This is a genomic window from Amycolatopsis sp. WAC 04197 (assembly GCF_003947475.1).
In the GTDB taxonomy this organism is placed as follows: Bacteria; Actinomycetota; Actinomycetes; order Mycobacteriales; family Pseudonocardiaceae; genus Amycolatopsis; species Amycolatopsis japonica.
In genome coordinates this window covers 64,060-84,782 of the sequence record NZ_QHJK01000003.1, presented here as the reverse complement: position 1 = coordinate 84,782, position 20,723 = coordinate 64,060, and the positions used below count along the sequence as shown (strand labels likewise).

Genomic DNA, 20,723 nt, shown 5'->3' with positions numbered 1-20,723 from the left:
TCCGGGCGGACGAATCATTCGCGGTCCGCCTCGGGAAGCCTGAGCCATTCGACGGCCTGTGCCGCGGCGAAACCGATGAACGCGTCCCGCTCCGGCACCCGCGACCGCCCGTCGACCGCGTCGGTGAAAATCCCTACCGCGTAACGGCCGCCATCCGGGTACTCGACCACGCCGACCTCGTTGCGCACCGACGGCAGGGTCCCGGTCTTGCCGCTGACGCGGATCCCGTCGTCCGGGAACCCGGACCGCAGCCGGTGCGGCCACACCTGAAGGTCCATCCAGCGCCGGACGTCCGCGCACGCCGCCGGAGCCGCCGCTTCGTCGCGCCAGATGAGCCCGAGCAGCCGGGTGATCTCCTCCGCGGTCGTGGCGCAACTGTGCTCCGGTTGCAGAGCGCGCAACGCCTTGATCCGCTCGATCGGGAGCTCGGTCAGCAGTCTTTCGTCGTCCTCGTAGGAGATCCCGAGGTCTTCGCCGATACCGCCGAGCACCTCACCGCAGTCCTGCGAAACGGTGGTGTGCTCGAAACCGAGGTCGCGCAACGTCTTCTCCGTCGCTTCCTTGCCGACGCGCTCGAGGATCAGGTCGGTGGCGACGTTGTCGCTGATCCCGATCATCAGGATCGCGAGGTCGTACCAGGACATCGTGATCTCGTGCCGGAAGGTGGCCAGACCGTCCGGGCTGGGCGTGGGATGCCCCGGCGGGACGGTGATCCGCTCGCCGAGGTCGAGCGCGCCCTCGGCTCCCTGCTTCGCCAGTTCCAGCGCGATCGGGACCTTGAAGACCGAGGCCGTGACGACCGGGGCGTGTTCGTCGACGCCGATTTGCCGCGTGCCGTCGATTTCGGCCGCGTGCAGCCGGACCCGGACTCCGACCTCCTTCGCGCGCTCGGTGATCTTTTCGGTGACTTCGGCCGCGGTGGGCATGGAACTCCTTGTCTGCGTTGGGGTCGTGAGTGGCGCTGGGGGCCGGGAGGGTGTTGCGAAACTGTCCACAAAGGACGCATCCAGAGCGATCGCGCCCGATTCGGGTGTTTCACGCTGGGGTCGTGAGTGGTAAGTAGCGTTAGAACGCTACTTACCACTCACGACCCCTATCGAATCCGATGTCCCGAAAGTGGCTTTCGCGACATGCTGCGATCAGCGATCCGGCGCACTCACGACGCCGAGCTGGGACCGGCCGGGGAGAACGTGAACTGCGCCGGGTTCTGCGGTACCCAGAACGCCATCACGGCGGTGAGGAACGTCGTGCCGATGAGGAAACCGAACGCCGCGGTGTAGGAGAAGGCGTCGGCGAGCCAGCCCATGGCCACCGGCGCGACCGCGCCCGCCACCTGGCCACCGAAGTTCATCACTCCCATACCGATCCCGGTGACCGCAGTGGGCAGCACGCGCAGCGGCAGACCGAAGACGGCCATCGTCGCCATGCCGAACACCGCGAGCGCGAGTGTCTCGTAGAGGGTGAACTCCGCCGTGGTCTCCGCGGACACCATCAGGATCAGCAGCACTACGGTCACCAGCGCGATGGAGCTGAGGTACCACCGGCCGTGGTCGTGGAAGTAGCGGTCGAACAGCCAGCCACCGAGGATGGTGGTGCCGATGCTGACCAGCATCGGGATCGCCGCGAGCACACCGGTCTGGTTCAGCGTCAGGCCCCGCGCCTCGAGCAGGTAGCTGGGCACCCAGGTGATCAGGCCGTAGTTCAGCATGTTGGTGGCACAGAACAACAGCGTGAACTTCCAGACCACAAAGGACTTCAACACCTGTTTGCGGGAGACCTCCGGGGTCTTCGCCTCGTCGCGCGGGAGGCTGCTCAGCCTTTCGGGCAGCGCCTTGGGCAGCAGCGTCCAGACGACCACGCCGATGATCGCGCCGACACCAGCCATCCAGAAGAACGTGTGCCGCCAGCCGACCGCCATCAGCAGTGGCCCGACGATCAACGGCGCCAGGCCGGCACCGATGCCACCGGCGGACAGCATCACGCCGGTCACTGTCGCGCGATTCCCGGGGGTGGTCCGTTCGGCGATCGCCTTGAACGACGCGGCCGGGAAAAGTCCTTGGCACACACCGAAAAGGCCGCGGACGACGAGCAGCATGCCGAACGTGCCCGCCATCCCGGTCATCGCGGTGAACGCCGACCAGAGCAGCAGCGTGGCCAGCATCGGCCCCCGCGAGCCGTACCGGTCGGCGAGGAAACCCGCCGGGATCTGGCAGACCATGTACACCAGCGCGAACACGGTGACGAGCCAGCCCTGCTGGGTCTTGCTGAGCTCGAACTCGGCGCCGATCATCGGCAGCGCCATCCCGATCGAGAACCGGTCGATGTAGTCCACCGCCCAGGCGAACACCATCACCACCATCGTGATGAGCGCCGTCCGGTTGATCCGCCGTGCTGTCCAGGTGTCCTCGTTGACCACTGCCGTCATGGCGCCTCCGCGGAAACTTGGGGAGAGAAGGAGAACGACGCGAGCGTGGCGCCGATCACTCATTCTGAAACGCGGCCGTCGAGCGGAGTTCGTGCGATCACACGAACATCGGCCGTCGTTTCGGTCCGGAAGACCAACGTCAGTCTTCGGCGCCCGGCGGTCCGGTCCGCGCGTCACGGGGCAGCAGCCGCAACTGCAGCATCGCCGCGAACCGCTCCCCCGCGTCGTCGAGGTCGATCTCGCCGACCTCGGCGAGACGCCGCAGCCGGTAGCGGAAGGTGTTCGGATGGACGTAGGCCGACGCGGACGCGGCTCCGATGTCACCGAAGGCGTCGAGCCAGCATCGAAGGGTGTGCACCAGTTGTGACTGGTGCTGCGCGTCGTAGGCGAGCAACCGCGCGACAGGTCCTGTCGCGACGTCTCCCCTGGCCGCGGCGAGGTCGGCCAGATCGAGCATGAGCGCGTCGACGTGGACGTCGTCCGCGGTCGCGACGCGTTTGGCGCCGCCGTTGGTGAGCAGCACGCGCAACGCCCGGTCCGCGCCGTCGCGGGAGGCGTGCAGGCCGGAGGCGTCGAGCGCGAGCGGTCCGATGCCGATCGCGGCCGCCGCCCGGCGTCCCGTGCGCTCCAGGAAGGTCGACGCGACCCGCACCGAACGCTCCTGGCAGTCGGCGTGCCCGCCGGGCATCGGGAGGATGCCGTAGGCGACGTCGCCGACCAGCGCGACGGCCGACCGGGGCTGGACGGCGCTCAGGTGCATGGCCAGCGCGTCGGCGACCCGCTGACGGTCCGCGACCAGCCTCAGATCGTCCTCGGGATCGGGCGCGCCGAGCAGGCCCATGGCGAGCACGATCGACGGCTGGCCGAGCAGCCCGAGCCGGGCGATCGCCTCCGGGGCGCCGGCCCCGCCTTCGAGCGCCGTGCTCACCAGATCCGCGCGCAGCCGTCGTTCGACGTCGGCGCCCGCGCGCAGCCGGAGCAGGTGCAGCGCGACGAGTTTGGCGGCGTCGATCAGCGCCTGCGTCCGCTCTTCGCTGAGCGGTTCCCGCACCGCGGCCCAGATCGACCCGAGCACCTCGTCGCCGGCGCGGACGGCGAACGCCACGCGCGGGATCGCGATCTCGTTGTCGTCGTACCGCTGCGGATCGACATACACGGGCGCGTGGTCGCGGTACAGCCGCTCGAAGACGCCGTCCCGTTCCAGGCCGCGGGCGAACCGCTCCGGCACCTGACGGCCGAGGATGGTCTCGACCCGGGATGGGTCCGCTTCGTCCTGGCGCCCGGAGAACGCGAGGATCCGGTTGCTGCGGTCCTCGATGGTCACCGGCGCGTCGATGAGCGCGGCGATCGCGTTGGCCAGCGCGAAGAGATCACCCGACGGCATTCCGCCGAGCGTCTGGGGCGAGACCTCGCCGACGTCCTCTTCGGCCAGCAAGGTCCGGAGCATGGCGGCGAGCTGCGTCCAGGACGCGCCGCGCGCGAGGCCGAGCAGAGCGACCCCGGACGAGTCCGCGGCACGGCGGAGTTCCGGCGCCGGGGTGACGGGAGACCGGACGACGAGCGCCGCCGCGCCTCGCGCACCCACGTCGTGCAAGAGGCGGACGACCTCGTCCTGATCCCGCACCCCGACGCCGAGCACGACGGCCCCGCCAGGGATTTCGGATTCGTCGTGCGGATCGTGGATGACCACCCCGCCGAGCTGTTTGCGGGTGGTCCGGCCGACCGCGACCGGCTCCAGGAGCACGTCCCCGAGGTCTTCGAGGACGCGTCCCAAGCTCGTATGCGGCTTGCTGGGCACCGGTGTCAGCACCCCCCGAAGTTAAACCCGGTCTCACCGAACCGACTGGTCCGATCCGACCAAATCTAACCCCGGATTTCGTGGCGCGCTACGAACCGATCCACGTTTTCTCCGTGGTGACCTCGTCCAGGATGGCGGGAATCGGAGTCACGCCGAGCCCCGGCCCCGTCGGCACCGGCAACTGCCCGGCGTCCAGCACGAACGGCTCGGTGATGTCGGTGCGGTAGAACCGGCCAGAGGCCGAGGTGTCACCCGGCAGCGTGAAACCTGGCAGCGAGGCCAGCGCGACGTTGGCCGCGCGGCCGAGTCCGGTCTCGATCATCCCGCCGCACCACACCGCCACGCCGTGCGCCGCGCAGACGTCGTGCACCCGACGTGCTTCGAGGTAGCCGCCGACGCGGCCCGGTTTGATGTTGACGATCTGGCACGCGCCCAGCTTGATCGCGTCCGCGGCGGCCTTGGCCGAGACGATCGACTCGTCGAGGCAGATCGGCGTCCGGATCCGCTTGGCCAGTTCGGCGTGGCCGAGCACGTCCTCCTCTTCGAGCGGCTGCTCGATCAGCAGCAGCCCGAACGGGTCGAGCCGCGACAGCAGGGGCGCGTCGCCCAGGGTGTACGCGGTGTTCGCGTCGACCTGGAGCAGCACGTCGTCACCGAAGCGCTCACGTACCTGACGGACCGGCTCGATGTCCCAGCCCGGCTCGATCTTCAGTTTGATCCGGACATAGCCCTCGTCGAGGTAACCGCCGACGACGTCCAGCAACTGCGGGATCGAGTCCATGATCCCGACCGAGACCCCGCAGGCCACGGAGTCGCGTGTGGACCCGAGCTCGGCCGCGAAGGACCGTTCGTGAGCGCGGAGTTCGGCGTCGAGGACCGCCATCTCCAGCGCCCCCTTCGCCATCCGGTGCCCTTTGAACTTCGCCAGCAACGGCGTCACCTTGTACGCGGTCACGTCCTCCGCGGCCAGCAGGGCGGGGATCAGATGGGTGCGCAGCACATGCTCGGCGGCGTCGTTGTACTCCGACGAGTAGAGCGGCGCATCCATCGCGACGCATTCACCCCAGCCCTCACCCGCCGGGGTCACCGCGCGGACGAGCAGCAGTTCCCGTTCGGACTGCGTTCCGAACGACGTCCGGAACGGGGCCACGAGCGGCATCCGGATCCGGCGCAGTTCCACACCGCTGAGTTTCACGACTGCTCCTTCGAGATCACGTACCAGCCGGCACGATCGAAACCGGTGACCTGGGCGTTGTCCGCCATCAGTCCACCGAGGACTTCACGCAGGGCGGCGCGCCACGCGGTGCCGCGACCGGGGTCGGTGCGGCGCAACCGCTCGATGTCGGGCGGGACGGCGACCAGCACGGTCGGCGCGTCGGCCGAGCCGATGCTCGGACCGCTGTCGGAATCGACCGTGAGTGCCTTCACCGCACCCAGCGCCTCCGCGTCGATGAGGACGGGTTCTCCGAAGGCGGCGGCACGGACCTCCGGGCTTTTGAGATCCCACCCGACCATCAGCCGGTCGGTGTCGCCCGAGCCGTTGATGCTGTCCTCCATCGGACCGTAGAAATCGGGCAGGTAGCCGATCGGACGCGCGCCGAGTTTCCCCAGGTTGAAATAGGCGTTGCGGCGCACCAGCGGGTCGAAGGTCCAGGTGATCACCGAGACGTCCTGGAGCAGCGCCCACCCGCGCTGGTGCAGTTTGAGCGCGTGCCCGATCCCACGGCCTGCCCCCGCCTTGGCGACACCGGCGATGTGGCTGTGCAGGCTCGCCTTTCCGGGACTCCCGAAGAATCCGAAACAGGCCCCCAGCAGTTCACCGTTCTCGAAGGCGCCCGCGACGTAGTTCCCCGCGCTGGACATCGCGCGGAGCAGTTCCGTGCTCACCGGCCGCGCGCCGGGTGCCGATCGCCAGATGGACTCGAACAGGCCGACCACCGCGGCAAGCTCGGTGATTTCGGTGAGTTCGCGGATTTCGACGCCCGAAGCCGCGGCCGCGGCCCGCGCGGCGGCGACGGCTTCGTCGCGCACCTCCGCCGACGCGAGGCTTTCCGCGTTCGTCGCAAGATTCGTCACGGGACAATCCTTTCCCCGCACGACGGCCGAGTCACCGTCGTGCCGTACCAGATTCGCCCGCGCGATTCGTCGCACCGGACGGATCCCGTTTCGCGAGCACGTTCTCCACGAGCGCGGCCAGCAAAGCGGTGCGGCGCGGCAGTTCCGCGACGACGACGTGTTCGTGATCCGCGTGCGCGCCGCCCCCGACGGCACCCAGACCGTCCAGCGTGGGAATCCCGATACCCGCGGTGTAATTGCCGTCCGAGGCGCCACCGACCGACGCCGAGGTCAGTTCTCCGAGGCCGAGTTCGCCCGCCAGGTCCTGGGCCAGCGCGAACAATCCGGCCGACGAGCCCGCTTCGAGCGGCGGCCGGTTGATCCCGCCGGTCACCCGGACCTCGGCTCCTTCCAGCACCGGAGGGAGTGCCCGCATGGCCCGGTCGACGCGGAGTTGCTCGGCCTCGTCCCATACGCGGACGTCGACGGCCACACTCGCGGCGGCGGGCACGGTGTTGACGGTCGTTCCCGCCGAGACGACGGTGGGTGTCACGCTCGTCCCGGCCACGGGATCGGCGAGCGCGGCCACCGCGAGGATCTGGTGGGAGATCTCGATTCCCGCGTTGACGCCCTTCTCCGGTTCGAGCCCGGCGTGCGCGGCACGGCCGACGACCTCGACCCGGTAGTGGGAAACGCCTTTGCGGCGGCATTTCAGCGCACCGCCGTCGGCCGAAGCCTCCAGCACGAACGCCGCGTCACAGCCCGCCGCGGTCTCCTCGATCAGCGCACGGGATGATGGCGAACCGATCTCCTCGTCACCGGTGACCAAAATGGACAATCCGTCGCGGTCGGGGACGGTCGCCGCGGCGTGCAGCGCCATCACGACGCCCGCCTTCATGTCGAAGCAACCGGGGCCGCGTAACACCCCGTCCCGCACCGAGAACGGATGCGTCTCCAGCGAACCGTGGGGCCACACCGTGTCGTGGTGACCGAGCAGCAGCACCCGGGGCGGGCCGTCGCCGAATCGCCAGCGGAGATGGGTGACCCCGTCCACGACGATCCGCTCGGGTTCGGCGCCGAGCAGCCTCAGTCCGACCTCGGCCACCACCTCGGCGCTGCGGGCCACCGCCTCGTGATCCGACGACGGCGACTCGCAGCGCACGAGCGTCTCGATGTCGGCCAGCAGGTCGCTCATCGAGGCTCACCCCGCAACGGCTTCCCGGGGAACGCGTCCGTGCGCAGATTCCCGTCGGTGACGACCGGGACCCCCGAGACGAACAGGTGCCGGACGCCGACCGACGGCCTGGTCGAGTCGAAGTAGGTCGCCGCGTCGGTGATGGTTTCCGGGTCGAGGACGACGATGTCGGCGTCGGCCCCGACGTTCAGCCGTCCCTTCGCCAGCGCGCCGGGAGCGACCTCGTCGAGTACGCGCGCCGGCAGGTAGGAGCAGCGCCGGAACGCCTCCAGCCACGTCCAGGCCTTGCTCTCCCGCACCATGAGCCGCAACGTCTTGGCGTAGGTCCCCGCCGTGCGCGGATGCGTCGCACCGCCGGGCGGCAGCGGCCATTCGGTGCTCTCGCTCGTGCCGTTCTTCCAGTACACGGGCAGCGCGTCACTGGCGACGATGGCGTCCGGGAACGCGAGCGCCTGGTGCAGCAGCCCGAGATCGTGCGGGCTGCTCTCGTCGAGGAATTCCAGGATGCACGGCGCGCCGGGATCCTCGGCACGCACCTGGAGCAGGCGGCCTTCGTCGGCGATCCGCTCCCCCGACTCCAGCATGATCACACTGGACGGGGACAGGCCCTTCATCTTCAGGCGTTCGGGTGAGAGGAACGCCGCGCCGATCCCCGTGCTGCCCGCCCCGTACGGATAAGCCTCGACGGTCACCCGCGACCCGGCCGCGCGCCCGGCTTCGAGCGCCGCGAGCACTCGCTCGATCTGGTGACCGGAGGTGCTGTTCACGTGGCAGTGGTGCATCGCCGCGCCGGTCTCGGCCGCGACGATCGCGATCTCCGCCGAGCCGTCGATGGGCGTCTCCGGATTCACCTCGACCAGTTCACGGACGTGGGTGTAGGTCGGCGCCCCGGCCTCCTTGGCCAGCCGGGCCAACGCGAGGAACTCGCCGGGGTCGGTGTCGGGAGCGTAGCCGAGGAGCACGCCGACGCCGAGCGCGCCCGCGGCCAGCTCACCGTCCACAAGGGACAGCCACGCGGCGAGTTCCTTGGGCGACGACGTCCTTTGCCAGACAGGGTTTCCGAGGACCGCCAAACCGCTGTCGATATTCGCGTCCGGCTCGATCCCGGCGAGCACCTGCGCTCGCGCGGCTCCCCAGGAGGCGGAGAACCCGTAGTGCAGTGGCCGTCCCGCCGCGGCCGCCTCGGCATACGCTCGCTCGATCGGCATCAGCCCGGCTTCGAGGTCGAGTGCGGTCGTCACCCCGTCCATCGCCTGCAGCCGCTGGCCCGCGATGGTGTGCACGTGGCTGTGCAGGTCGATGAAACCCGGTCCGACGACGAGCCCGCGGACGTCGATCTCCACGTCGCCCTGCTCCGCGGTCAAACCCTCCCCGACGGCGGTGACCACCCCGTCGGATACCAGCACGTCGGCCGTACCGTCGAAGCCCGTCGCGGGATCGACGACACGACCGCCACGCAAGAGTGTCCGCATACTTCGCCTCCTAGGATCGCCTCGTTCATGGCGACCCTAGGAGGTTTCGGCGGACGTCCGTTCGTACCGCGCGACGAATCCGGCCCCCTCGGTCCATCCGCCCGCACGAACCGCTTGCCGGCTCAGTCCCGACGGTGGCCATGCCGCGAACCCGGCCGGGTCGGGTGTCATGAAAGGGCCGTTCAGGACGAAACATGTCCTGAACGGCCCTTTCATGACATACCGGGACCCCTCAGCGGCGACGGTGTTCCGCGATGATCTCCGCGTACCGGTGCCCGCTCGCCTTGACCGTGCGGACCTGCGTGTCGTAATCGACCCGCACGAGCCCGAACCGTTTGCTCAGCCCGCTGTCCCATTCGAAGTTGTCGAGCAGCGACCAGGCGAAGTAACCCTTCACCGGCGCCCCCGCTTCGGCGGCCCCGGCCACCGCGCCCAGATGTTCTTCCAGGTAGGCGATGCGGTCGGCGTCGTGGATCGAACCGTCCTCGGCGACCTTGTCGTCGAAGGCCGCTCCGCTCTCGGTGACGTAGATGGCGCGGGCGCCGTACTCGTTGGCGAGCCGGTGGATCAGGTCCGCGAGCCCCTGTCCGTGGATCTCCCAGCCCATCGCCGTGGTCGCCGCGCCCTCGACCGGCACCTGCCGGGCACGAGGTGCGGGACCGTCCGGGTCGTCCTCGACGATCTGCCGGAAGTAGTAGTTCAGCCCGTGGAAGCCGACCGGCGTCGAGATCACTTCGAGGTCATTGCCGACCACGGGCGGTTCGACGCCGTAGACCTCGATCATGTCCGCCGGGTAGCCGCGGCCGTTCGACGGGTCGAGCCACCAGCGGTTGACGTGCCCGTCCATCCGCTTCGCCGCCTCGACGTCCGCGGTGGAGTCCGACGCGGGTTCGATCCCGCTGAGGTTGACCACCAGGCCGATGTTGGCGGGCTTCGCGGCATTGGCGGTGATCGCCTGTACGCCGAGGCCGTGCGCGAGCAGGAGATGATGCGACGCGTCGATGGCCTGCTTGAGATCTTTGACGCCAGGGGCGAATCGGCCTTCGAGGTAGCCGAGCCAGGCTGAGCACAGCGGCTCGTTCACGGTGTTCCAGTCCGCGACCCGGTCTCCCAGCCGAGCCGCGACGACGGCGGCGTAATCGGCGTACGCGTAGGCCGTGTCGCGCTCCGGCCAGCCGCCCTTCAGCGCCGAGGGCAGGTCCCAGTGGAACAACGTGGCGAACGGCCGGATCCCGGCTTCGAGCAACGCGTCGACCAGCCGGTCGTAGAAGTCGAGGCCCGCAGCGTTGACCGTGCCGCGACCGGTCGGGATCACCCGCGGCCAAGCGACGGAGAAGCGGTAGGCGTCAAGGCCCAACTGCTTCATGATGGCGAGATCCTCCGGCCAGCGCCGGTAGTGGTCGCACGCGACCTCGGCGGTGTCGCCGTTCAGGACGGCACCGGGGACCCGGACGAAGTCGTCCCAGATGGACGGGAGGCGGCCGTCGGCGTCGACGGCGCCTTCCACCTGGTACGCGGCGGTGGCCGCACCCCACAGGAAATCGGCGGGCAGGTGCAGATTCAAGGCGGACCTCTCTGTACGGAACGACGGGCGGGTCATTTCACGGCACCGGCGGTGAGCCCGGCGACGAGATAACGCTGGAGCAGAAGGAATCCGGCGACGACCGGGACGGAGACGATCAGAGACGCGGCCATGACCTGGTTCCAGTACACCTGGACCTGGGTGGAGTACTCCTGGAGACCGACGGCGAGGGTCCGCGTGCCCGAGTCGGTCATCACCGACGCGAACAGGACCTCGCCCCAGGCCGTCATGAACGAGTAGATCCCCACCGCGACGATGCCCGGCATGGCCGCCGGGACCACCACGCGGATCAGCGCGCCGAACGGCCCGGTGCCGTCGACCATCGCGGCCTCGTCGAGTTCCTTGGGGATCGAGTCGATGTAGCCGGCGAGCATCCAGATGGCGAACGGCAGCGAGAAGGTCAGATACGTGATGATCAGCCCGAGCCGGGAGCCGTACAGGACGATACCGGTGGTGTTGCCGATGTTGACGAAGATCAGGAACAGCGGCAGCAGGAACAGGATCCCGGGGAACATCTGCGTGGACAGCACGGTCATCTTGAAGAAGTTCTTGCCACGGAAGCGGAACCTGCTCAGCGCGTACGCCGCGAAGATCGCGATCACCACCGAGAGGATCGCCGCCGAACCGGAGATCACCAGGCTGTTCACGAAGTAGTCGGCGAGTGGGATGGTCTCCCAGATGTCAATGAACGGCTGGATGGTCAGCGTCGTCGGGATCCATTCCCAGGTGCCCTGCACGTCCCCGAGCGGCTTCAGTGACGACGAGACCATCGCGTACAGCGGAATCAGGGTGAACAGGGCGAGGAAACCAAGGACGAATCGGCGGGCCCACGAGACCCAGCGAGGCTCAGACAACGGCGTTCCTCCTGCGCGCGGTCAGTCCCAAGTAGACGGTGCTGACGATCAGCAGGAACAGCAGCAGAAGCACCGACATCGCCGAGCCGAGGCCGAAGTTCCAGGTCACGAACGAGCTCTGGTAGATGTGGATCGAGATCAGCGACGCCTCCTTCGGCGCGGAAGCTCCGAAAAGGACATACGGCGTGTTGAAATCGTTGAACGTCCACAGGAACAGCACCAGCAGCAGGACCTGGTTGACCGGGCGCAGCATCGGCTGGGTGATCGACCGGAATTGGCGCCACCAGCTCGCGCCGTCGATGGCGGCCGCCTCGTACAGTTCTCCGGGGATGTTCTGGAGCCCGGCCATCACGATCAGGAACGCGAACGGCCAGTTGCGCCACACCGAGACGACCACCAGCGACCAGAAGCTGTTGTCCCCGATGAGCCAGAAGGAATCGGTGCCCAGCAGGTCGTTCACCAGGCCGGTGTCCTTCTGGAACATGAACGACCAGGTGATCACCGCGGCGTACATCGGCAGCGCGTACGGCACCAGGAACAGCGTCCGCAGCAGGCCGCGCCCGCGGAAGTTCTTCTGCATCAGCACGGCCGCCGACGTCCCGAAGAGCCAGCAGAACCCGACCGAAAGGACGGTGTAGAGGATGCTGATCCAGAACGAGCCGAGCAGCGACTTCCCCGCCGCCGCGTTGAAGTCCAGGACGAACTTGTAGTTGTCCAGCCCCGCCGCCGGGGCCGACGAGAAGTCCCGGATGGAGAACTGCGTGAGCTTGAAGAAGCTCATCACGAGCCCGGCGACCATGGGGATCAGGTGGACGAGCAGTTCGAGCAGGATCGCCGGAAGCAGGAGCAGATACGGCAGCGCGACCCGGCGCCGCTTACGCCGGACACCCTGGGGTCCGGGCGCCCCGGCCGCCTTCACGGCCGGGGCGTCGTCGAGCGCGGTCGGCATCAACCACCGGCCGCGATCTGCTGGTCCGCCTGGTTCAGCTGGTCGCGGATCTTGGCCTCGTCGACCGGCTTGCCCGCCGCGACGTCGGCGAACATCCCCTTCATCGCGGTGCCGATCAGGGTCTCGAACTGCGATTCCTGCGGAACCTGCGGCATCGGCTCGGCCGAATTCGCGAGCACGTTCTGGAACACCTTGACGTCTTCGGTCTGGAACGCCGCGTCGCTGTACGCGTCCTGGACGGTCGGCAGCGAACCGTAGGTCTTGTTGAGCAGCGCCTGCTCCGGCGCGGAAACCATGAACTTGACGAAATCCAGGGCGGCGTCGGGGTTCTTGGTGTTCTTGAAGACCGACATGTTGATGCCCGCGACGAAACTGGTCACCTTCCGCCCGTTCGGCGGCGCGGTGGCGGGCAACGGGATCGGTGCGACACCGAGGTTCGCCATGTCCATCCCGATGTTCTTGAACGACCCCGCGGAAGCCTGGTTCATGAACATCGCGGCCTTGCCGTCGGACAGGTCCTTGAGGGATTTGGCGGTGTCGGCGTACTCGGCGTTGGCCGGGTTGACGATCTTGTCCTTCTGCATCAGGTCGACGAACTGCCGCACGGCCGCGACAGAGGGATCCGACGCGAGCTGCGGTTTGCCCTCGGCGGTGAAGAACTGTGCGCCCTGCTGAGCGCCGAGGATGGCGGCGTGGTGGCTGTTCTCCGTGACCTGACCGGCTTGCAGCGACAGCCCCCACTGACCCTTGTCGGGTTTGGTGAGCTTCTTGCCGTCCTCGACGAGCTCTTCCCAGGTGGCCGGCGGCTTGGTGATGCCGGCCTCGGCGAAGAGTTTCTTGTTGTAGTACAGGCCGTATGCCTGGCCGTAGAGCGGTACGCCGACCGGCGGCTGTCCGCTCGCCCCGGTGGCCGCCAGCGAGGGGCCGAGGAACCGCGACTTCCCGCCGACCTTCTCCAGCGCGGCGTCGTCGAACGGCAGGAACGCCCCGGTCGCCTGCAACGAGGCCGACCAGGTGTTGCCGATGTTGAGCACGTCCGGCCCCTTGCCGGACGTGGTGGCCGCGAGGATCCGGTTGAGCAGATCCGTCCACGGGACGACCTCGAGCTTGACCTTGATCCCGGAGGCCTTCTCGAACTTGTCGAGTTCGGGCTGCAGGACGGCCTTGTCGTTGTCGAGACTGGTGCCCTGGTTGGACGCCCAGTACACGAGCTCCTTGGGAGCACTGGACGACGTGTCGCCGCCGCCGCACGCCGTCGTGGCGGCGGCCGCCAGCGCCAGGACGAGCGCGGGAGCGATCTTTCCGATTCGCATCGATGGTCCTCGGGGTGAGTGGCCAAGCCGCGTCCGGGCCTGTGACCCGGGACACGCCTTATTTCAGGGCTTGAGTTAAGCCGTGGCCCACCTTGCCGTCAAGACCCAAGGTGCCTTTTCGTCCGCCTCGGCACCGTATCGGTCACCAGGGGGTTCCGCCCAGGGTCGCGGGACCGCGATCGACGGTGATCACCTTCTCCGCACGATAGGCGTCCAGGTCGCTGTCAAGCCAGGACTCCCCCGACCGGCGCCGCCTTGGCGATCTCGAGCGCGAACCCGAGGCCGTGACGCAGCATCAGGGCCTGATCCGCTTCGGAGATCACCGGTTCGCCTTCGGGCAGGCTTCCCACGTCGATCGGCAGATGGTCTTCGAGATGGAAGCTGCTGACGAAGCACTCCCAGCCGGTCAGATCGGCCTGCCTTCCCGGCGGCCGTCCGGCCCAGCCGGGAATCCCGCCGAGAGTGAGCACTTCGCCGGTCAGAACGACCCCGTCGGCGATCATCTCCCGCAGCCCCGGCGCCAGCCGGTCAGGCGGTATCGCATCCGTCTGGTCGAGTGCGGCGGCGGCCAAGTCGTTGAACCGGATATTGAGCACGGTCACTTACCGGTCAACACAGCAAAGGCCTCGCCGCGGTGGACAGCGAAGAGTTCGAGCGCCTTCTCGCCATCGCGGGCACGAAGCGCGGACGCCAGCCGTCGATGCTCGGCCGGGATGCTCGCGAGGTAGCCGTCGGAGCTCACTCCGATCCGCGTCAGCAGGAACAGGTACACCTGGGAGCGGATCGCCTGCCACGCCTCGACGAGCCGCCGATGGCCGGACGCGGCGTAGACCGCGTCGTGGAAGTCGATGTCGCAGCGGACCATCTCGTGCTCGTCGCGCGCCCGGTCCATCCGGTCGACGACCTCGTCGATCGCGGCCAGGTCCGCCTCGGGCGCGTTCGCGACCACCAGCCGGACGGCGAGCTGTTCCAGGGCCGAGCGCAGGCTGTCGAGCTCCGCGACGTCCACATCGGACAGCGTCGTGACGATCGCGCCGCGATGCCATTCACTGCGGACCAAGCCCTCGCGCTCCAGTTTCAGCAGCGCCTCCCGCACGGGACCACGGCTGACACCCAGCGCTTCCGAAAGCTCGACCTCGCGCAGCTGCGCGCCGGGCGGATAGGCGCCGCCGAAGATGGCGTCCCTGACCCTGTCGGCCACCTCGTCCGCCAGCCCGCGACGACGCGCCGGCACCACCCTGCCGGGTTCGCTCATCCTCATCCTTCCGCCGGAACCGCCCGATCGTAGCGACCCCGCACTTTGTCCTAATGTTAACATTGCGACAAGTGCTCGCCCCGCCGGAAAGGATCCCCCGGAATGACCGTCCTCGACTCCCCCATCCCGCGCTTCCACCTCGCCATGCCCGTCGACGATCTGGCCGCCGCGCGCACCTTCTACGGCGAAGTCCTCGGCCTCGAACAGGGCCGCAGCTCCGACACCTGGATCGACTGGAACCTCCACGGCCACCAGTTCGTCACGCACCTCGCCCCGGAACGGCCGCAGCGGATCCACAACCCGGTCGACGGCCACGACGTGCCCGTCCCCCACTTCGGGCTGATCTTGACGGTTCCGGAGTTCCAGAAGCTCGCGGACCGGCTGCGCGCCGCTAACACTTCGTTCGTCATCGAGCCCTACGTCCGCTTCGAGGGCCAGACCGGTGAGCAGTGGACGATGTTCCTGCTGGACCCGGCGGGCAACGCGCTGGAGTTCAAGGCTTTCGCCGACGACTCGCAGGTCTTCGCCGCCTGATCGAGGGGGCGCAAGTCCGTGAAGGCCTCCTTGAGGGACCCAGAGTCCCTCAAGGAGGCCTTCACGGACAGCCAACCACACCGATAACCTCCGCATTATCGATCAGTGCGGCTTTCCGCGTTGATCACCTTCCGCCCCCGGGGGAGGCTTGGTCCTGTCAGCGAGCCTGCTGAACACGCAGAACCAAGGAGCCGCCACCATGTTCGACCCCATTCTCCTCCGGGCCACCGACGCCGAGATCGTCAGCGACGCGCCGGGCAGCGAGATCACGCTGCTGGCCGACTCGGACACCACCGACGGGGGCTTCACCGCGAACCGCGCGACCCTGAAGGACGGCGTCTTCGGCACTCCGGCCCACTTCCACACCCGCGCGACCGAGTTCTTCTTCGTGCTCGAAGGGAAACTCCAGGTCCTCGTCGAGGAAACCCTGCACACCCTTGAAAAGGGCGACTTCCTGGCCGTGCCGCCCCAGGTGCCGCACGCGTTCGGGCCCGCCGCCGGATCGGACGCGGACGTCCTGGTCACCTTCACACCGGGCATGGCCCGCTTCGACTACTACCGCCTCCTCGACCGGGTCGCGCGCGGCGAAGCGGACCCCTCGGAGATCGCCGCGTCTTCGAAGCAGTACGACAACCATTACGTCGACAGCCCCATCTGGCGTGCCGCACGCGGTCAGTGAGCGTCAGTCGATGACCGCGGTCGCCTCGACCTCGACGAGGTGCTCGGGCACGTCGAGTGCCGCGACACCGATCAGCGTTCCCGGCGGGACCGGGGTACCGCCCAGTTTCGCGGAGGCCCGGTCCACGCCTTCGAGGAACAGTGTGAGTTTGTCCGGCGTCCAGTCGACGACGTAGACGGTCACCTTCGCGACGTCGTCGAAGGTGGCGCCGGCCCCGGCGAGCGCGGTACCGATGTTCAGGTAGCACTGCTCGACCTGGGCGGCGAGGTCGCCTTCGCCGACAAGGGCCCCGTCCGCGTCCCAGGAGACCTGCCCCGCGATGAAGACCAGCTTCGACCCGGTCGCGATCGACACCTGCCGGTAGGCGGGGATCTCCGGCAGCCCCGCGGGATTCACCAGGGTGATGCTCATCCGTACTCCTCATTGGTCACTTGTGGTTACCCAGGAACTGTAGGAGAGTGTGCGACGACCTGGAAGAACGCACTTTTTCGTGACTGGGGAACCTGATGGTGACCAAGCAGCTCGACGGTTCGGACGACGCCGATCTCCTGCGGGCGGACTCATTGGCGCGCGAGATCTTCTCCGACGTCGCCAACAAGTGGGCGCTCCTGATCATCGAAACGATCGGCGACCGCACGCGGCGGTTCACCGAGTTGCGCGACGACATCGAGGGCATCAGCCACAAGATGCTCACCCAGAACCTCCGCATGCTGGAGCGCAACGGCCTGCTCGAGCGAACCGTGCATCCGACGGTGCCGCCGCGCGTCGACTACACCCTCACCGAGGCGGGCCACGGCCTGCGCGCGACGGTCGACGGGATGTGCGACTGGACCCACCGGTTCCTCGGCCACATCGAGGACTCGCGGCGCCGGTTCGACGCTCCCGCCTGAGCTTTCCGGAATACGTGGCGAGCCCGGCCGGTTAACCTTGGTATCAAGTAGTTCAATGCCAAGCTAACTGGATGGGTACGATGAGCGAGAACATCGATCTGTTCCTCTTTCTCGAACCGGGTTCCGACCCCGGGACCAACCGGGTGGTGCAGGACCTCGGCGACGCGGAGGCCCTGCTCGTCTGGGTTCCGGACGGCGCCGCCGCCGCGAAGGTCGCGGCCGAGGCGGTGGCCGACGGCGCCCGGCTCATGGAGCTGTACCGCGGTTTCGACCTCGCCTCGGCCGCTCAGGTCATCGAGGCCGTCGACGGCCGGGCCGCGGTCGGTGTCGCGGGGTACGGGGCACCGGCGCCGCGGCCGATCCGCGATTCCGCCACCGTCTTCGTCGGGCATCCGAGCGCCGATCCGGCGAAGCACCGCCTGGTCCGCGAGCACGCGAACGGCGGCAGGACGACGGTGGTCTCAGTGCCGGACTCCCCCACCGCGGTCCGGATCGCCCGCGAACTGGCCGACGCCGGGACCGAGGCGATCGAGATCTGCGGCGGCACCTCACTGACCATCGCCCGTGACGTCGCGGCGGCCGTCGGCGACCGGGTGCCGGTGAGCCTCGTCGCCTGGCCGGTCGACTCGATCGAGCGCGCGGCCGCGTACAAGGCGGAGTTCGAGACGGAGAACGCTTAGCCCGTTTCGGCGTGCAGGAGGAGCTTCTTCAGCAGCGCGGCCAGCGTCCGCCGTTGCGCGGGACTGAGCGGCGAGAGGATGTCTTCGTCGGCGACGAGGACGGCGTCCAGTGCCTTCGCCGCGAGGTCGGTCCCGGCCTTGGTGAGCCGGATCCGGACCGCGCGGCGATCCTCGGGATCGGAGTGGCGTTTCACCAGGCCACTCCGCTCCAGCCGGTCGAGCCGCGCGGTCATCGCGCCGGAGGTGATCAGCGCGGTCTCCGCCAGATCCCGCGGATGCGTCCCGCCGGGATCGTCGCGCCGCCGGAGCGTGTTCAGGACGTCGAAGTCGGCATAGCTCAGGCCGAACGGCCGAAGTGCCTCGACGACGGCAGCCTGGCCGTGCCCGGCGGTGCGGAACAACCGGCCGACCACCTGCAGGGCGCTGACGTCGAGCGCACCGTCGCTGGCGGCCCACTCGTCGACCATGCGGTCGATGGAATCCTTCGGCACCGCGAAAGCCTAGCCGTGCGCTCAGGGCAGACGCACGACACGCAGGAAAGCGGGGAGCAGCCACGGTCGCGGACCGCCGATGACGATCTTGCCCGTCAGCGCGGAACGCACCTTGCCGACCCGGTGGAACAGCATCAGGTTCAGCGACGGCGGATCGAACGAGATCCGCGCGTCGACCGGGCCTCCGGGCTCCTCGACCGTCACCCGTCCCCGATGCAGCACCAGCACGACCGGCGACGTGTAGGCCGACCGGAACGCCACGGCGATCCGTCGTTCTCGCGGCGGCTCGTCGGTGTCGAGGAGATGCCCGATGTCGTGACTCAGCACACCGACCAGGAAGAGATCGAAGAACAAAGCCGCGTCGGCAGGCGAAATCGTCCACGGCAGCCTCAGCGCCCTGGCGATGTCCCAGCCGTGGATCTGCAGTTCGTTGACCAGGTGGGCGAGCACACCGGCCAGCGGCACCTTCGAATCCCCGAGCCAGTCCAGCAACGTCGCCGGGTCGGCGTCCTCGGTCACGCGCAGTACTTCTTCGATGTCCGCCAGCAATCCGGTCACCAGCACACCGAGGTCGCGTTCGGGAAAGTCCCGAAGCACCAAGCCGTTCAATACGGAAACCGTGTCCACAGTGGTCTTTTCGACCTGGCTCCGGCCGCGCGCGTCCAGTACCGGGGCGCTGTCCGGGCGGACCAGCGCCGTGTACATCTTCGCGATCATCGCGACGTGGGCGACCGTTTCGGCCACCGTCCACTCCGCGGTGACCATCGCCGCCGGATCCCGGACGCGGCCCACCATTTCCGCGAATCGCGCGCCCGTCACCCGATAGGCTCGCCGCACCGAATGCCATCGTTCCGCCGTGATCGCTCTGGTCACGGGCCGATTTTATCGTGCCACCACCGAAAATCCGTTCCGCCGACGTGCTGTCCGAGGCCGCCCGAAAGGGCAGTGACCGTACTCACTACGGAAATTCACGTGACAGGCAAGGACCGGCACAGGCAGACTGAAGGACGAATTCACCCTCGCCTTCGCTGTCACCGTTGCCGTCGTCGAAGGCGGCCCACGCGGACCCGCGCCCTTCCAGGAGCCCTTCACTGATGACCGAGACCCTGCCCGAAACCACCCAAGACCAGGAACGGGCACCGGCGAAAGCCGGGCTCCTGATCGGGGTCCTGGTCCTGTCCGCGTTCGTGATGATCCTCAACGAGACCATCCTGAGCGTCGCGCTGCGTGACCTGACCGTCGACCTGAAGGTCCCGACCACCACCGTCCAGTGGCTGACCAGCGGCTTCCTGCTGACCATGGCGGTCGTCATCCCGACCACCGGGTTCCTGCTCGAACGGTTCACCCCGCGCCAGGTCTTCCTCGCCTCGCTGACCCTGTTCAGCACTGGCACCCTGGTCAGCGCGCTGGCCCCGGGCTTCGCGCTCCTGCTGACCGGCCGGGTCATCCAGGCCTGCGGTACCGCGGTGATGCTGCCGCTGCTGATGACCACGGTGATGCGCCTGGTCCCGGTCGAGAAACGCGGCGCCACGATGGGCACGATCACCATCGTCATCGCGGTCGCCCCGGCGATCGGCCCGACCATCGGCGGGGCCGTGCTCTCCTCGCTCGGCTGGCGCTGGATGTTCTGGATCGTGCTGCCGCTCGCGCTCGCCGCCCTGGTGGTCGGCCTGCTTCAGCTGCGACTGGAGAGCGATACCCGCAAGGTTCCGCTGGACGTGCTGTCGGTGATCCTGTCCGCCGTCGGTTTCGGTGGCGTGCTGTACGGCCTGTCCGTGTCCGGCGAGTCCGCGGGTGGACACCAGCCGGTGCCGCCGTGGGTGCCGATCGTCGTCGGGGCCGCGGCGCTCGCGGTGTTCACCTGGCGCCAGTTGCGCCTGCAGAAGGAAGATCGCGCGCTGCTGGACCTGCGCCCGTTCACCCACCGCAGTTTCGTCGTCTCGCTGGTGCTGACGGCGCTGCTGTTCATGTGCCTGCTCGGCGCCGCGGCGATCCTGCTTCCGCTGTACCTGCAGACCGTCCTGCGCACCAGCACGTTCGTCAGCGGGCTCGCGGTACTCCCCGGCGGTCTGGTCCTCGGGTTGCTCGGCCGCCCGGTCGGCGCGTTGTACGACCGCTTCGGCCCCCGGCCCCTGGTCATCCCCGGCGCGGCCGCGATGGCGGTCTCGCTGTGGCTGTTCGCGCTGCTCGGCCCGGAATCACCGCTCATCGCGGCCATCGCCATCCACGTCCTCCTCATGGGCGGGCTCGGCCTGATGATGACCCCGCTGATGACCGAGTCGCTCGGGTCGCTGCCCGAGCACCTCTATTCACACGGCAGCGCGATCCTCGCGACCCTGCAGCAGCTCGCCGGCGCGCTCGGCACCGCCGTGTTCATCGCGGTGGCCACGGCGAGCACGACCACGGCCGGGGCGGCCAGCCCCGACTCGGCGGGTATCCGCACCACGTTCATGGTCGCCGGTTGCGTCGGGCTGGCCGCGTTCGTCGGTTCGCTGTTCGTCAAGAAGAGCGCCGGCGGCAACCCGGCCGCCGCTCACCACTGATCCACCGC

At 68.5% G+C, this 20,723-nt stretch carries 21 protein-coding genes; 5 read left to right on the top strand and 16 right to left on the bottom strand.

The genetic code is table 11. The annotated features are described in order from the left end of the window. Positions 1 to 14: 14 nt before the first annotated feature. From DMC64_RS13470 to DMC64_RS13410, 13 genes are all read right to left on the bottom strand, one after another. A complete protein-coding gene (locus DMC64_RS13470) occupies positions 15 to 926 on the bottom strand; it encodes a serine hydrolase (protein ID WP_125733771.1) in 912 nt (303 codons plus the stop codon). Positions 927 to 1,156: 230 nt separating this feature from the next. Continuing rightward, positions 1,157 to 2,425, bottom strand: a complete 1,269-nt coding sequence (locus DMC64_RS13465; RefSeq protein ID WP_125733770.1) for an MFS transporter — start codon at positions 2,423 to 2,425, stop codon at positions 1,157 to 1,159. A gap of 139 nt (positions 2,426 to 2,564) precedes the next feature. After that, a complete protein-coding gene (locus tag DMC64_RS13460) occupies positions 2,565 to 4,235 on the bottom strand; it encodes a CdaR family transcriptional regulator (RefSeq protein ID WP_038512966.1) in 1,671 nt (556 codons plus the stop codon). Positions 4,236 to 4,311: 76 nt separating this feature from the next. Next, positions 4,312 to 5,418: an o-succinylbenzoate synthase gene (gene menC / locus DMC64_RS13455; protein ID WP_125733769.1), complete on the bottom strand. Its 1,107-nt coding sequence runs from the start codon at positions 5,416 to 5,418 to the stop codon at positions 4,312 to 4,314. After that, the gene (locus DMC64_RS13450; protein ID WP_125733768.1) at positions 5,415 to 6,299 is read right to left on the bottom strand and encodes a GNAT family N-acetyltransferase; all 885 of its coding nucleotides are present in this window, start codon (positions 6,297 to 6,299) and stop codon (positions 5,415 to 5,417) included. The genes menC and DMC64_RS13450 overlap by 4 nt, the downstream gene beginning before the upstream one ends. 31 nt (positions 6,300 to 6,330) lie before the next feature. Further along, positions 6,331 to 7,473, bottom strand: a complete 1,143-nt coding sequence (locus DMC64_RS13445) for a M20 family metallopeptidase (protein ID WP_199754972.1) — start codon at positions 7,471 to 7,473, stop codon at positions 6,331 to 6,333. Then, a complete protein-coding gene (locus DMC64_RS13440) occupies positions 7,470 to 8,945 on the bottom strand; it encodes an amidohydrolase family protein (RefSeq protein ID WP_125733767.1) in 1,476 nt (491 codons plus the stop codon). Before DMC64_RS13440 ends, DMC64_RS13445 begins: the two co-directional genes overlap by 4 nt. Before the next feature lie 232 nt (positions 8,946 to 9,177). Next, positions 9,178 to 10,509 carry a GH1 family beta-glucosidase gene (locus tag DMC64_RS13435; protein ID WP_125733766.1) on the bottom strand — a complete coding sequence of 444 codons (1,332 nt, stop codon included), beginning with the start codon at positions 10,507 to 10,509 and terminating at the stop codon, positions 9,178 to 9,180. 32 nt (positions 10,510 to 10,541) lie between these two features. Continuing rightward, a complete protein-coding gene (locus tag DMC64_RS13430; RefSeq protein ID WP_125733765.1) occupies positions 10,542 to 11,381 on the bottom strand; it encodes a carbohydrate ABC transporter permease in 840 nt (279 codons plus the stop codon). Then, positions 11,374 to 12,330, bottom strand: a complete 957-nt coding sequence (locus DMC64_RS13425; protein ID WP_125733764.1) for a carbohydrate ABC transporter permease — start codon at positions 12,328 to 12,330, stop codon at positions 11,374 to 11,376. The genes DMC64_RS13430 and DMC64_RS13425 overlap by 8 nt, the downstream gene beginning before the upstream one ends. Continuing rightward, positions 12,330 to 13,643 (bottom strand): sugar ABC transporter substrate-binding protein, encoded by a 1,314-nt coding sequence (locus DMC64_RS13420; protein WP_125733763.1) that lies wholly within the window; start codon positions 13,641 to 13,643, stop codon positions 12,330 to 12,332. Before DMC64_RS13420 ends, DMC64_RS13425 begins: the two co-directional genes overlap by 1 nt. Before the next feature lie 224 nt (positions 13,644 to 13,867). Next, positions 13,868 to 14,245, bottom strand: coding sequence for a hypothetical protein (locus DMC64_RS13415; RefSeq protein WP_233629645.1), 378 nt, complete (start codon positions 14,243 to 14,245; stop codon positions 13,868 to 13,870). Continuing rightward, positions 14,242 to 14,898 carry a GntR family transcriptional regulator gene (locus DMC64_RS13410; RefSeq protein WP_037338566.1) on the bottom strand — a complete coding sequence of 219 codons (657 nt, stop codon included), beginning with the start codon at positions 14,896 to 14,898 and terminating at the stop codon, positions 14,242 to 14,244. Before DMC64_RS13410 ends, DMC64_RS13415 begins: the two co-directional genes overlap by 4 nt. Before the next feature lie 102 nt (positions 14,899 to 15,000). Between DMC64_RS13410 and DMC64_RS13405 the strand changes: the two genes are divergently transcribed. Next, the gene (locus tag DMC64_RS13405; protein ID WP_125733762.1) at positions 15,001 to 15,432 is read left to right on the top strand and encodes a VOC family protein; all 432 of its coding nucleotides are present in this window, start codon (positions 15,001 to 15,003) and stop codon (positions 15,430 to 15,432) included. A 199-nt stretch (positions 15,433 to 15,631) separates the two neighbouring features. Next, a complete protein-coding gene (locus DMC64_RS13400; RefSeq protein ID WP_125733761.1) occupies positions 15,632 to 16,111 on the top strand; it encodes a cupin domain-containing protein in 480 nt (159 codons plus the stop codon). Between the two features lie 3 nt (positions 16,112 to 16,114). Here DMC64_RS13400 and DMC64_RS13395 read toward each other — a convergent pair whose 3' ends face one another. Further along, positions 16,115 to 16,522: a RidA family protein gene (locus DMC64_RS13395; protein WP_125733760.1), complete on the bottom strand. Its 408-nt coding sequence runs from the start codon at positions 16,520 to 16,522 to the stop codon at positions 16,115 to 16,117. Between the two features lie 95 nt (positions 16,523 to 16,617). Here DMC64_RS13395 and DMC64_RS13390 point away from each other — a divergent pair, with 95 nt between their 5' ends. Together DMC64_RS13390 and DMC64_RS13385 are read left to right on the top strand one after the other, a co-directional pair. Continuing rightward, positions 16,618 to 17,001 (top strand): helix-turn-helix domain-containing protein, encoded by a 384-nt coding sequence (locus tag DMC64_RS13390; protein WP_037338572.1) that lies wholly within the window; start codon positions 16,618 to 16,620, stop codon positions 16,999 to 17,001. Between the two features lie 80 nt (positions 17,002 to 17,081). Continuing rightward, entirely contained in the window at positions 17,082 to 17,681 is a 600-nt protein-coding gene (locus tag DMC64_RS13385) for a DUF6506 family protein (RefSeq protein WP_125733759.1), read from the top strand. Here DMC64_RS13385 and DMC64_RS13380 read toward each other — a convergent pair. Continuing rightward, complete coding sequence (locus DMC64_RS13380; RefSeq protein ID WP_125733758.1) at positions 17,678 to 18,172, bottom strand: MarR family winged helix-turn-helix transcriptional regulator; 495 nt, start codon at positions 18,170 to 18,172, stop codon at positions 17,678 to 17,680. The genes DMC64_RS13385 and DMC64_RS13380 overlap by 4 nt on opposite strands. 21 nt (positions 18,173 to 18,193) lie before the next feature. Next, positions 18,194 to 18,967: a maleylpyruvate isomerase N-terminal domain-containing protein gene (locus tag DMC64_RS13375; protein ID WP_125734259.1), complete on the bottom strand. Its 774-nt coding sequence runs from the start codon at positions 18,965 to 18,967 to the stop codon at positions 18,194 to 18,196. A gap of 299 nt (positions 18,968 to 19,266) precedes the next feature. Between DMC64_RS13375 and DMC64_RS13370 the strand changes: the two genes are divergently transcribed. Continuing rightward, on the top strand, positions 19,267 to 20,715 hold the full coding sequence (locus DMC64_RS13370) for a DHA2 family efflux MFS transporter permease subunit (protein ID WP_125733757.1): 1,449 nt from the start codon (positions 19,267 to 19,269) through the stop codon (positions 20,713 to 20,715). Positions 20,716 to 20,723 lie beyond the last annotated feature (8 nt).